Source organism: Streptomyces sp. NPDC045899, from assembly GCF_056431485.1.
In genome coordinates this window covers 1-14,341 of record NZ_JBWKKP010000035.1, presented here as the reverse complement: position 1 = coordinate 14,341, position 14,341 = coordinate 1, and the positions used below count along the sequence as shown (strand labels likewise).

Annotated in this window: 3 protein-coding genes; 2 read left to right on the top strand and 1 reads right to left on the bottom strand. The window is 71.0% G+C overall.

What is annotated here, in order from left to right:
* Positions 1-8 precede the first annotated feature (8 nt).
* Positions 9-11,774, bottom strand: a complete 11,766-nt coding sequence (locus AC07FT_RS33450; RefSeq protein WP_479179843.1) for an SDR family NAD(P)-dependent oxidoreductase — start codon at positions 11,772-11,774, stop codon at positions 9-11.
* A gap of 407 nt (positions 11,775-12,181) precedes the next feature.
* Between AC07FT_RS33450 and AC07FT_RS33445 the strand changes: the two genes are divergently transcribed.
* Positions 12,182-12,703: a pyridoxamine 5'-phosphate oxidase family protein gene (locus AC07FT_RS33445; protein ID WP_479179841.1), complete on the top strand. Its 522-nt coding sequence runs from the start codon at positions 12,182-12,184 to the stop codon at positions 12,701-12,703.
* A 207-nt stretch (positions 12,704-12,910) separates the two neighbouring features.
* Positions 12,911-14,341, top strand: a 1,431-nt coding sequence (locus AC07FT_RS33440; RefSeq protein ID WP_479179839.1) for a polyketide synthase, incomplete at its 3' end; no start/stop codon positions are given.

The window sequence follows — 14,341 nt, the reverse complement described above, 5'->3', positions numbered from 1 at the left end:
TACACGGATCACTCGTCCTGGTGGCCGAGCTGCGTGTTGATGAAGCTGAACAGTTCGTCGTCGGAGGCCGCCGTCAGCGTCGCCACATCGCCCTCGGCGCTCGCGGCCCGCGCCGGGCCCGAGAGCCGGCTGAGCAGTTCTCGCGCCCGGCTGACGAGGACGTCGCGCACTTCCGTCTCCTCGGTCGGTATCGCGGAGAGCGACGCCTCCAGCCGGTCGAACTCGGCCAGTGCCGCGTCCGTCGGCGACGGCACACTGGCGGCCACCTCGGAGCGCAGGAACGAGGCCAGGATCGTCGGATTCGGGTAGTCGAAGACGAGCGTCACCGGCAGCCGCAACCCGGTTGCCGCATTGAGCCGGTTGCGCAGCTGGACGGCGATCATCGAGTCGAAGCCGACGTCCTTGAAAGCCCGCTTGCGATCGACCTCCTCCGGAGAGTCGTGGCCGAGCACGGCCGCGACGTGCGAGCAGACCAGATCGAGCACGGCCGGTTCCCGATCCTCCTCGGGCAGCGCGGTGAGCTTCTCGATCAGGGCCGCGCCGCGTTCGACCGGGGCCTGGGACTCCGCCGTCGGCAGCCGGCGAACATCCGGCAGGTCGGCCAGCAGCGGGCTGGGCCGCAGCGAGGTGAAGCGGGAATGGAACCGGGCCCATTCGACTCGTGCCACGACCGGGCAAGGTTCGTCCTCGGCGACGATGCGGTCCAGGGTCGCCAGTCCGGAGTCCACCGGCAGCAGGGGCAGACCTCCGCGGCGCAGCGAGCCGGCCATCTCCTCGTCCTCGGCCGGCATTCCGGCCTCCCACGGGCCCCACGCCACCGAGATGGTGTGACCGCCGCGGTCGTGCCGCTCCCGGGCCAGGGCATCGAGGTACGCGTTGGCAGCCGAATACGCGGACTGGTTGCCGACGCCCCAGGTCGCCGAGATGGAGCCGAACAGCAGCACCGTCTGGATGCTGTCGTGGTCGAGCAGCTCGTCGAGGTGCGCCGCACCGAGCACCTTGGCAGCCAGGATGTCGCCGAACTCGGTCAGCGTCGTGTCGGCGATCGGCCCGCCATCGAGGCTGGCCGCGGCATGCACGACCGCGGTCAGCGGGTGCTCGGCGGGAACGGAGGCCAGCAATTCGATCACGGCGGACCGGTCTGCGACATCGCAGGCGATCACCGAGACCGGGACGCCCTTGGCGGCCAGTTCCTCGACCAGGTGCTGGGCCCCGGCCGCATCGGCGCCGCTACGGCTGGCCAGCACCAGATGTCCGGCACCGCGGTCGGCCAGCCAGCGGGCCACTTCGGCACCGAGACCACCCGTGCCACCCGTCACGAGCACGGTACCGCGCGGCCGCCACTCGGGCGGCTCCTGCTCGGGCACGGTCGCCCTGACCAGACGGCGGGCCAGGACGGACTGGGATCGTACGGCGACCTCGTTCTCGCCGTTGCCCGCGAGCACACCGGCCAGTTCGGCGACCGCGTGGTCGTCCACCGTCTCCGGCAGATCGATCAGGCCGCCCCAGAGCCGCGGGTGTTCGAGGCCGGCGACACGTCCGAATCCCCAGACCAGTGCTTGGGTGGGCGAGCCGATGCGGTCCTGGGGACCGGCCGCCACCGCGCCCCGGGTCACCGCCCAGATCGGGACGTCGAGTTCGGCGTCGAGCAGGGCCTGGGTGAGCACCACCGTGCCCGCGAGCCCTTGTGGCAGCGCTGACGAGTCTTCGCACGGGGTCTCGTCCTCGGCCAACAGCGACAGCACCCCGACCGGGCTCGTGCCGTTCGCCGCGAGCTCGCGGAGCCGCTGGGCCAGCGCCGCCCGGTCGAGTTTCCCGCACGGTACGGCCCAGGTCACCAGGCCGGGCGCGTGGGCAGCGAGGCGGCGCACGGTTTCCGAGGCCCAGGCCCCGGCAGGCTGCCCCTCGGCGACCACCGCCAGCCAGGTACCGCCGATCGGCGTGCGCGTACCGCTGGGCAGCGCGCGCCACTCGACGCGGTAGCTCTCGTCGTTGACGTCCGTGCCGGTCGCGGTGTCCACGGCGCTCCGCAGCTGTGCACGGCTGACCGGCCTCGCGACGATGGAGTCGAACGAGGCGACGGGCTCGCCCGCGCCGTCGGTGAGCAGCATCGTGGAGGAGTCAGGGCCCTTGCGCCGGAAGGCGACCCGCAGCGAGCTGGTTCCTCGGGTGTGCACGGTGATGCCGTTCCAGGAGAACGGCATCACCGCCTCGCTCTCGCTGTCGATCAGTCCGGCGACCGGCACCTGCAGGGCGGCGTCCAGCAGCGCCGGGTGCAGGCCGAACCGCCCCGCCTCGGCACGGACCGTGCTCGGCAGCGCGACCTCGCCGTACATGTCCTCGCCGTCCCGCCACAGCGCACGGATCCCGGCGAAGGCAGGCCCGTAGGCGTATCCGCGCTCGGCGAGCCGAGCATAGATGTCGGTCATATCGACCGGCTCCGCGCCGGTTGGCGGCCAGGCCGTCGGATGGCCCGGCACCGGGCCGGTACCGACAGGGGCGAGTGTGCCTTCCGCGTGCAGGATCCACCTGCCGCCGGCGCCCGACTCGGTGCGCCGCGAGTGCACCGTGACCGAACGCCGACCGGTGGAGTCGGCGGCGCCGACCGCGACCTGCACCGCCACACCTGACTTCTCCGAGAGCACCAGCGGCGCCTGAAAGGCCAGCTCTTCCAAGCGGGCGCAGTCGACGTGCCGCCCGGCGTGGGTGACCAGCTCGACGAAGGCGGCTCCGGGCAGCAGGAGGGTGCCGAGCACGACGTGATCGGCCAGCCACGGCTGGGTCGCCAGCGACCACCTGCCGGTGAAGAGCACCTGGTCCTCGCCGGCGCGTTCCACGGCGGCGCCCAACAGGGGGTGATCGGCGGACGCCAGCCCCAGGTCGGCGGCGCTCGCGGTCACCGCGCCGGCGGGCTCGACCCACAACCGGCGGTGCTGGAACGCGTAAGTGGGCAGTTCGATCCGCCCTCCGGCGGGAAACGCCGTCGCCCAGCGCACCGTTGCCCCGTGCACGAAGGCCGTGGCCAGAGAGCGGGTGAACTCGACGTCACCGCCGTCCCGCCGCAACGACCACGACACGGCCACCTCGGCGCTTCGGGCCTCGGCGACCGCCTCGACCGCGTCGACGAGGGCCGGGTGCGCGCTGAGCTCCACGAATCGGCTGTGCCCGTCGTTCAGAAGAGCCTCGACGGCCGCGCTGAACCGCACCGTCTCTCGAAGATTGCGATACCAGTAGTCGGCGTTCAGTTCGGTGCCGTCGACCCGCCCGCCGGTGACCGTGGAGTAGAACGGCACTTCCGCCTCAGCGGGCGCGACGTCGGCCAGCGCGTCGATGAGTTCGGCGTGCAGCTCCTCCACCCCGTGCGAGTGCGACGCGTAGTCGACCCGGAGCGTGCGCACCGGGACCTCCTCGGCCGCGAGCGCCGCGCACAGGCGCTGCAGTTCGTCGGCGGCGCCGGAGACGACCACCGACCGCGGCCCGTTGACCGCGGCGACGCCGAGCCCCGGGTGGTCGGCGAGCCGTTCCTGGACCCGGGCGACCGGCAGGCCGATCCAGCCCATCCCGCCGCGCTCGGTCAGGCCGGCGATCAAGCGCGAGCGCAACCCTGCGATGCGGGCGCCGTCGGCCAGCGTGAGGACACCGGCCACCACGGCCGCCGCGATCTCGCCCTGGGAGTGACCGACCACCGCTGCCGGCTCGACCCCGAGCGACCGCCACAGCCGGGCCAAGGACACCATCACCGCGAACAGCGCGGGCTGCACCGCGTCCACCCGGTCCAGGCTCGGCGCGCCCGGAGTGCCGGTGAGGACGTCCGACAGTGTGGCGCCGTTCCAGTCGACGTGCGGGGCCAGCGCCGCGTCGCACTCGGTCATGGCGGCGGCGAACAGCGGGCTGGCGTTCCAGAGGTCGAGGGCCATGCCACGCCACTGGCCACCCTGACCGGCGAAGACGAAGACCGGCCGGTGCGCGTCACCGCCGTGGCCCAGCACGACGTCCTCATGGGAGTCCGCCGTGCCGGCGGCGATCGCCGTGAGCGCCGCGGTCAGCGTGCCCAGGTCCTCGGTGAGCACCACGGCCCGGTGCTCCAAGGTGGCTCGGCCGCTGAGCGAGCGGCCGAGCGCGTCGAGGTCCACCTCCGGGTGCTCGGCGAGGTAGGCGCTGAGCCTGGCTGCCTGACCGCGCAGTGCCGCCGCGCCGCGTGCTGAGAGGACGAACGGCTTGACGGATTGGGCGAGCACCCGATCGGGCGCGGGCGGAGCGGGCGGCCCGCCGAGCTCCGGTGCCTGCTCCAGCACCACGTGCACGTTGGTGCCGCTGATTCCGAACGCGGAGACGGCGCCGAGCCGGGGCCGGTTGCGCTCCGGCCACTGCTGTGCTGCGGTCAGCAGCTTCACGGCACCTTCCGACCAGTCCACGTGCGGGGTGGGCTCGTCGGCGTTCAATGTCCGGGGCAGCAGGCCGTGTCGCAGCGCTTGGACCATCTTGATCACCCCGGCCACGCCGGCGGCCGCTTGCGCGTGGCCCAGGTTCGATTTCAGAGAGCCGAGCCAGAGCGGGGTGTCCTCGGCGTGCTCTCGCCCGTACGTCGCCAGTAGCGCCTGCACCTCGATCGGGTCGCCGAGCTTGGTGCCGGTGCCGTGTCCCTCCACGACGTCCACATCGGCAGCGGAGACACCGGCATTGGCCAGCGCCTCTCGGATCACACGCTGTTGCGAGCGGCCGTTGGGCGCGGTCAACCCGTTGGAGGCGCCGTCCTGGTTCACCGCGGAGCCCTTCACCACCGCGAGGACCTGGTGGCCGTTGCGGCGGGCGTCCGACAAGCGCTCCAGCACGAGCAGTCCGACGCCCTCAGCCCAGCCGGTGCCGTCCGCGTCCGCGCCGAACGCCCGGCAGCGGCCGTCGGCGGAGAGGCCGCCCTGCAGCGCGAACTCCTGGAACACCACCGGTGTGGACATCACGGCCACACCGCCGGCCAGCGCGAGGTCGGACTCACCGGTCCGCAGAGCCTGGGCCGCCATGTGCACCGTGGTCAGCGAGGACGAACAGGCGGTGTCGACCGTCAACGCGGGTCCCTCGAGGCCGAACTCGTAGGCGATGCGGCCCGAGGCCACGCTGGCCGCCGTTCCGGTCAGCAGGTGGCCATCGAGACCGCGCGATTCGCGCGCGAGCAAGTTGCCGTAGTCATGGGCGCTGAGGCCGACGAACACACCGGTCTTCGTGCCGCGCAGCGCCGACGGGTCGATACCGGCACGCTCGAACGCCTCCCACGCCGACTCGAGCAGCAGACGCTGCTGCGGGTCCATCGCGGTGGCCTCACGAGGTGAGATGCCGAAGAACTCGGGATCGAATTCGGTTGCGCCGGGCAGGAAGCCGGCCGCCCGGGCGTTGGTCGTGCCCGAGCGGCCGGGCTCGGGATCGAACAGCTCGGCCAGGTTCCAGCCACGGTCGGACGGGAACTCCGTGGCGGCGTCCCGGCCCTCCTCGACCATCGCCCACAACGCCTCCGGCGAGTCGATCCCGCCGCCGTAGCGGCAGGCCATGCCGACGATGGCGATCGCGTCGCCGCTGGTGTCCGCCGTGCCGATCGCGGGTGCCGCCGGCGCGGAGGAGCCGGCGCTGACCACCTCGCCGAGCACGAATTCGGTCAGCGAAGTGAGGTCCGGGTAGTCGAAGACCACCGTTGCCGGCAGCCTCAGGCCGGTGAACGCGGTGATCCGGTTTCGCAGCTCCACCGAGGCCAGCGAATCGAAGCCGATGTCCTTGAAGGTCCGGTCCGGCGAGAGACTCGACGCCGATGCGTGCCCGAGCACGGCCGCGGTCTCGGCGGCGACGGCGTCCAGCACGATCCGATGCCGGGCGGCCGGCGGCCGGGCGAGCAGACGGCGGGTCCACGAGCTGGCATCGCCGCCACTCGCGACGGCGGTACGTCGCACCCGCCCGGAGACCTGGTTGCGCAGCAGGGGCGGCACCTCCCCGCGGAATGCGGCCAGGTTGAGCCGGACCGGCAGCACCACCGGGGCGCCGACGGTGAGGGCCGCGTCGAAGAGGGCCAGCCCTTCCTCGTCGGATATCGCCTTGATACCGGCGCGTGTCATCCGTTCCCAGTCGGCCTCCTGCAGGGAGGCCGTCATATGGCTCGCGGTGGCCCAGAGACCCCAGTCGAGCGAGACGGCGGGCAGCCCCAACGCGCGGCGGTGTCGGGCAAGAGCGTCCAGGAACGCGTTGGCGGCGGCGTAATTGGCCTGGCCCGGCGCGCCGAATGCCCCGACGGCGGAGGAGAACAGCACGAAGGCGGAGAGGTCGAGGTCCTTGGTCAGCTCGTGGAGGAGCCAACCGGCGTCCACCTTGGGACGCAACACGGTATCGACCTGCTCGGTCGTCAGCGAGCCGATGACGCCGTCGTCGCTGGTGCCCGCGATGTGCACCACCGCGGTCAGCGGATGTGCGGCGGGGATCGCGGCCAGCACCCCGAGCAGCGATTCGCGGTCGGAGACGTCACAGGCAACAGTCGTCACCGAGGCGCCGAGCTCGGTCAACTCGGTGGCGAACTCGGTGGCGCCGGGGGCATCTGGGCCTCGCCGGCTCGCCAGCACGAGGTTGCGTACGCCGTGCTCGGCGACCAGGTGCCGGGCGACCAGGCCGCCCAGTGCGCCGGAGGCGCCGGTCAGAAGCACGGTCCCGGCTGGATCGACGGGCACCGGGATGGTCAGGGCGATCTTGCCGATGTGCCGAGCCTGGCTGAGGAACCTCAACGCGTCCGGAGCCCGGCGGACGTCCCAGGTGGTGATCGGAGGCAGGGTCAGAGCGCCACGGTCGAACAGGTCCAGCAGTTCGGCCAACATCTCGTGGACCCGTTCGGGCGCCACCCCGAGCAGGTCGAACGCCTGATAGCGCACACCGGGGAATGCCTCGGCCGCCCAGCCGGCGTCGCGGATGTCGGTCTTGCCCATCTCGACGAACCGGCCGCCGCGCGGCAGCAGCCGCAGCGAGGCGTCCACGAGCTCGTTGGTGAGCGAGTTGAGGACCACGTCGACGCCGCGGCCGTCGGTGGCGCCGAGCAGATCGGATGCGAACTGTGCGGTGCGGGAGTTCGAGATGCGTTCGCGGGGGATGCCGAGCTCGCGAACGGCCGCCCACTTGGCGGGGCTGGCGGTGGCGAAGATCTCGGCGCCCAGATGGGCGGCCAGCTGCACGGCCGCTATGCCGACGCCACCGGCAGCGGCGTGGATGAGCACGGACTCGCCGGGTTGCAGGTCGGCCACGTCGACGAGCCCGAAGTACGCGGTCAAGTAGGTGATCGGGACGGTCGCGGCCTGCAGGTACGACCACCCGTCCGGGATCGGTACCACCATCCGGTGGTCGCCCACGGCCACCGGCCCGAACGGCCCGAAGAACAGGCCCATCACCCGGTCCCCGGGCTTGAGACCCATGACTCCCGGGCCGACCTCGGTCACCACGCCTGCCGCCTCGCCGCCGAGCACTTCTTGACCGCGGACCAAGCCCAGGGTGGACATGACGTCCCGGAAGTTCATGCCGGCGGCTCGGACGGCCACCCGCACCTCACCCTCGGCCAAGGGCGCGACCGCCTCCGGCGACTCGATCAGGGCGAGTCCGTCGAAGGTGCCGGGGCGGGGGGCGGACAGCCGCCAGGCGGGCGTTTCCGCCGGCACGGCGAGGGTCGTCGAGGAGGAGACCTTGACCAGGCGCGGCACCAGGATCGTGCCCGCGCGTACGGCGACCTCGTCCTCCCCGGCGTCGAGCGCCGCTACGACGCTCTGGTCGGGCTCGCCGGGCGCGAGGTCGACCTGGACGAGCCGGCCCGGGTTCTCGGCACGCGCGGAGCGGAACAGGCCGTGCACGGCCGCGCCGGTCAGGTCACGGACGTGTTCGCCCTCGTACGTGGCCAACGCGCCACGGGTGACCAGGACCAGCCGTGAGCCGGCCAGCCGTTCGTCGGCCAGCCAGTGGCGGACCAGTTCGAGCATCTGGTTGACACCTGAGTGCACGTTGGCGGCCACATCGTGGTCGCGGTCGTGACCGGGAGCGGCCAGCACCACAGTGGGCACCTCGCCCCCGGCGTCGAGGGCGGCCCGCAGCGCGGGGAAGCCGTCGTACGCCGTACCTGTCGTGGGCGCGCCGCCGCCCAGGTTCGCCCAGCCGGTGGGCGACGAGGCCTCGACCTCACCCGCGGAGATCCACTCGATCTCGTGGAGGGAGTCATGGGCCCGGGGAGCACTCTCGGCGATCTGTTCCGCGGTGGCGGACCGCAAGGTCAGCGAGTCGACGGACAGCACCGTGCGGCCGGTCCCGTCGGCGACCAGCAGTGCCACCGTGTCGGTCCCCACCGGAGTCAGCCGTACGCGCAGCGCGGAAGCACCGACGGCGTACAGCCGGACGCCCGACCACACGAAGGGGATGACACCCCGGGTGGTGCCGGTGACCGCGATCGCGTGCAGCGCGGCGTCCAGCAGGGCAGGGTGCATGCCGTACGCGCCGGCGTCGCCCACCTGCTCGGGCAGAGCCACTTCGGCGAAGATTTCCCCGTCACGCAGCCAGGCGGCCTGCAGGCCGCGGAACACCGGCCCGTAGCCGTACCCGGCCGCGGCGAAGGTCTCGTAGAAATCGCTGAGCTCGACTTCCTCGACACCGGCGGGTGGCCACTCGGCCATCTCGGGGTCGTCGCGGCTGACACCAGCGGTCGCCGAGACGAAGCCGCTGGCGTGCCGTGTCCAGGCCGCGTCGATGTCGGGGGAGTCCTGGTCCTGCTGCTGCGACCAGATGGTGATCGACCGTCGGCCGGTGGACTCCTCCGGCTCGCCGACCACGATCTGCAGCGCCACGCCGCCTCGCTCCAGCAGCAGCGGGGCCTCGATGGTCAGGTCCTCGACCAGCTCACAGCCGACCTGGTCCGCCGCGCGCAGCGCGAACTCGACGAATGCGGTGCCGGGCAGCAGGGTGCGGTCGAACAGGGCGTGGTCGGCAAGCCAGGGCTGGGCGGAGAGCGACAGCCGGCCGGTGCACAGGAAGCCGCCGTCGTCGGCGAGCGAGACACCGGCACCCAGCAGCGGGGCGTCCACCGAGCGCAGGCCGATCGAGCTGAGGTCGTGCCCGCCGACGTGGCTGGTCTCGAGCCAGAAGCGTTCGTGCTGGAACGCATAGGTGGGCACGTCGATGCGTTGCGCGCCGGTGCCGGCGAAGAAGGCTGCCCAGTCCACCTCGACGCCGGCGGTGTGCAGGGTGGCCATCGCCACGGCGATGCATTCCACCTCGTCGCGCCGGCTGCGGAGGGACGGCGTGCCCACCACCGGCTCGTCGCCATAGCATTCGCGTACGTGGCTGGTCATCGACGCGGCGGGCGACAGTTCGATGAATCGGGTGACGCCGCGCTCGCGCAGCCGAGCCACACCGCCGACGAGGTCCACCGGGTCGCGCATCTGCCGGACCCAGAACTCAGGGGTGCACAGCACCTCGGCGGGCACCACCATCGGGATGGCCGGGGCCGAATAGGTCAAGGTCTCCACCACGGCCCGGAACTGAGCCTGGATCGGCTCCATCGTGACCGAGTGGCCCGCGACGCCGACCCGCAGCGTGCGGGACGCGTGGCCGAGCTCGGACAGTCGCGCCACAGCCGCCTCGACCGGGCCCTCCAGCCCCGAGAGGGTGACTGCGCTCGGGCTGTTGATACCGGCGAGCGATACGCCCTCGATATCGGCGATGACCGGCTCCACCACGTCGGCACCGGCCGCGACCGTGGCCATCACGCCGGCGGGCGAGGTCTGGATCAGCCGTGCTCGGGCGGTGACCATGGTGGCCGCGTCCTCGAGCGACAGCACACCCGCGACATGCGCCGCCGCGATGTCCCCACAGGACTGACCGAGCAGGTGGTCGGGGCGCAGACCCCACGACTCGACCAGGCGGTAGAGCGCCACCTCGATCGCGAACAGCGCGGGATGCGCGTACTCGGGCCGGTCCAGCGTCGGGCCGCCCTCGGCGATGATCTGCGGCAGCTCGGGGTCGAGCCACCCCAGCACCTCCGAGTACGCCGTGTCGAAGGCGGGGAACGCGGCCGCGAGCTGGGTGCCCATGCCGACGCGCTGTGAGCCTTGTCCGGGGAACATCACCGCGGTGAGACCGCGGCACTCGGTGCCGACGACCGCCGTGGCACCGCTGCCGCCGCCGGTCAGCAGGTCGAGCTGCGTGAGCAGGTCCTCCTTGTTGCCCGCGACCACGGCGGCGCGGTGCTCGAACGTCACGCGGTGCAGCGCGAGCGACTTCGCGACGTCGAGCAGGTCGACGTCCTCGTCGGCGAGCCAGTCGCGGAGCCGCGCCGCCTGACCGGCCAGGGCCTGCGGAGTACGGGCGGAGAGCAGGAAGGGCAAGGCGGTCGGCCGTGCGGTCACCGGCTCGGCCTCGACCGCCTCCGGCGCGGGCGCCTGCTCGAGGATGACGTGCGCGTTGGTACCGCTCATGCCGAACGACGACACACCTGCCCGGCGCGGCCACTCGTTCTCCGGCCACGGGCGGTTCTCCGTCAACACCTCGACCCCGCCGGCCGACCAGTCCACTTCATGCGTCGGCTCATCCACGTGCAGCGTCTTCGGGAGGACGCCGTGGCGCATGGCCATCACCGTCTTGATCACACCGACGACGCCCGCGGCCGCCTGGGTGTGACCCACGTTCGACTTCAGCGAGCCCAGCCACAGTGGCTCGCCGTCCTTCTTCTTGCGGCCGTAGGTGGCCAGCAGGGCCTGTGCCTCGATCGGGTCGCCCAGCCGGGTGCCGGTGCCGTGCCCTTCGACCAGGTCGACCTGGTCCATCGGAACCTGGCCGTCGGCCAGCGCCGCCTGGATGACCCGTTGCTGGGCGGGGCCGTTGGGAGCGGTCAGGCCGTTGGAGGCACCGTCCTGGTTGATCGCCGAACCACGGATGACGGCAAGCACCGGGTGGCCGTTGGCCTGCGCGTCGGAGAGCCGCTCGAGCAGGACCAGGCCGACCCCCTCCGACCAGCCGGTGCCGTCCGCGGTGTCCGCGTACGCCTTGCACCGGCCGTTGGGCGCGATCCCGCGCTGTCGGCTGAAGTCGACCATGACCAGTGGCGAGCACATCGACGCGACGCCGCCGGCCAATGCCATCGTGGACTCACCGCGGCGCAAGGCCCGAACGGCGTAGTCCATCGCGACCAACGAAGAGGAACAGGCGGTGTCGACGGTGACAGCGGGGCCCTCGAAGCCGAACGTGTACGCGACGCGGCCGGAGAGCACGCTGGGCGCGTTGCCCAGCAGCAGATAGCCGTCGACCTCGCGGGGTGCCGTGACAGTCAACGGCACGTAGTCATGGGTGTTCGAGCCGATGAACACGCCTGTCTCGGTGCCGCGGAGGGTCTCCGGGTCGATGCCGGCACGTTCGAACGACTCCCAGGCGGCCTCGAGGACGATCCGCTGCTGCGGGTCCATGGCAAGAGCTTCGCGTGGGGAGATGCCGAAGAAATCCGCGTCGAAGTCGGCCAGGCCGGACATGAAGCCGCCCTGGCGGGTGTACGTCTTTCCGGGCTTGCCGGGCTCCGGGTCGTAGATGCTGTCCATGTCCCAGCCCCGGTCGGTCGGCGAGTCGCCGATCGCGTCGGTTCCACTGGAGACCAGCTCCCAGAGGTCCTCCGGCGACCAGACGTCGCCGGGCAAGCGGCAGGCCATCGAGACGATGGCGATCGGCTCGGTGTCCTGGGCCTCCCTCTCAGTGATCTTCTTGCGAGCCTGGTAGAGGTCGCTCGTGACCAACTTGAGATACTGGCGAAGCTTGTCCTCGTTCTCCATACGAACAACCCCATCGGTCTCTGTCTGTTCCAGTGGCCCGGGGGACCCCGGAGTGGTCCGGCGTACCCCGGACTTGTCGTGCCTGGACACGTGGCAGGCGTCTGCTGAGGCCGGCGGTCCGGCGAAGAGCTTGCGCAGAAAAGGCTTGGGTGGGACCACGATCAGGACCGCCTCTGGGCGGTCGCGTGAACAACCATGCTCTTGCGAAACGTCGGCGCGGGCACCCCCCTAATCCCCCTAGTCGCCGCCCCGGTGGTCGCGCGGTTCTTTTGGGGTGTCGGTGTCGCAGTCGCGCTGCGAGCATGAACCGCGAAAGCCAGACCGGTGCGTCTCGCTGGTCGCCCACAGCGGACGAGCGAAGGGACAGCAATATGACTGCCGAGGTGTTGAAGAACAAGGAGAAGCCGAAGGGGACGTCGGCATTCATCTTCAACCAGACCGCGCCGGGGCCAACACAACCGTGGAGCTGGGCGGAGAATTTGCTCGAGTCCGCGTCCACGTACTGGCTGGTCACCGCCAGCCCGGACGGACACCCGCACAGCAGGCCCTTGTGGGGTATCTGGCAGCGGAACACCTTCTGGTTCTCGAGCCAGAACCGCTGCGGTGAAGTCCTGAAGGTCAACCCGCGGGCCTGTGTGAACCTGCAGGTCGGCGAGGACGTGGTAATGATCGAGGGCAGTTGCTCCCGAGTGATCGGGGACGACGACATCAACGTGCTCGCCGAAGGCGTCGGGGCGAAGTACGACTGGGAACTCTCGGTGAGCGAGGATCGTGTCCACACACGTTTCGGCCAGAGTGCTCCGGTGTTTCGGCTGAATCCCGAACGGGTCTACGGCTGGGCGGGAATCGCCGGATGGGAGTCCGCGACCAGGTGGGACTTTCCGCAGTCCTGACCGACTGAAATCGGCTGCGCGGCAATCTGTCCGAGGGAGTTCGACGCGCCACGGCCGAGAATAAGGCGAACGTGTGCCGTGCTCGCGGCACCGTTCTCCAGGTCTCTTTTTCCGCTGTGCGATCGATCACGTCCTGCCGCGCGGTCACGCTCAGTATTTCTTTCCATTTCGTGGACGCAATGTGAACGTGGAAGGGGGACGATCCGGGTGGATGTCCAGGCCCAGGGTGGCAACATCGCGGTGGTGGGCGCGTCCTGCCGTTTCCCCGGCGCCGATGGGCCTCGGCAACTGTGGCGCCTCCTGGCTGCGGGACGTCATGCGATCACCGAGCGCCCGCCCGGACGTCGTGGCTCGGACAGGACGGTCGCGCCCCCCTGGGGTGGGTTCCTCGACGCCGTCGACGCGTTCGATGCCGAGTTCTTCGGTATTTCCGCCCGCGAGGCGGCGTCCGTCGACCCGCAGCAGCGACTCGTGCTGGAGCTGGGGTGGGAGGCGCTGGAGGACGCGGGCATCGTGCCGGACAGCGTGCGCGGCGGCCGGCTCGGTGTCTTCGTGGGTGCCTTCGCCGACGACTACGCCCATCTCGTGCACCGCAACGGTTCCACTACGGCGACTCAGCACACCTACCCCGGCATTGAACGTGCGGTGATCGCCAACCGGCTCTCCCATTTCCTGGATGTGCACGGGCCCAGTGTGGGTATCGACAGCGGTCAGTCCTCATCGCTGGTCGCCGTTCACCTGGCCTGCCAGAGTCTGCTCACCGGTGAGTCGGACCTCGCCGTCGCGGGCGGCGTGCAGCTCAACCTGCTGCCGGAGTCCATGGACATCGCAGACCGTTGGGGGCCACTGTCACCGGACGGCCGTTGCTACACCTTCGACGCCCGCGCGAACGGCTATGTGCCAGGTGAAGGCGGCGGTCTGGTCGTACTCAAGAGGCTCGAGGACGCCCTGGCCGATGGTGACACCCCGCACTGCGTGATTCTCGGGAGCGCGGTGAATCACGGCGGCAACGGTCACGCCCTGACCCAGCCTGATGAGCTCGCGCAACGAGACGTCCTGCGCCGCGCTCACGAGCGCGCTGGAATCAGTGCCACACAACTCCAGTACGTCGAGTTGCACGGAACGGGAACGCCCGCCGGCGACCCTGTGGAGGCCTCGGCGCTCGGTGCCGTTGTCGGCTCTGCCCGGCCGCGAACGCAACCGCTGCCCGTCGGATCGGTCAAGACGAATCTGGGGCATCTGGGGGCGGCCGCGGGGATCGCGGGCCTCATCAAAGTGGCGGTGTCGATCCGCCACCGAACACTCCCCGCCAGCCTCAATTTCGAGCTGGTGAACCCGGAGATCGCGCTGGACGAGCTCAATCTCCGAGTGCAGCAGGACCTCGGTTCGTGGGAAGCGCCCGACAGCCCCTTGATCGCCGGCGTCAGTTCCTTCGGAATGGGCGGCACCAACTGTCACCTGGTCATCAGTGATGTCCCGCCCGGCTCGACCGTCTCGCGCGGGAAACCTGAGACCGGTGAAGCGGACTCCGGGCGGTCATCCGCGGTGTTGCCGTTTGTGTTGTCGGGTCGTGGGTCGGGGGCGTTGTGTGGTCAGGCTGCTCGTTTGCGGTCGTTTGTGGTGGAGCGGCCGGGTGTG

Excerpts from the sequence above, each read along its gene's own strand:
- AC07FT_RS33445 (WP_479179841.1), top strand. The coding sequence starts at position 12,182 with ATGACTGCCGAGGTGTTGAAGAACAAGGAGAAGCCGAAGGGGACGTCG.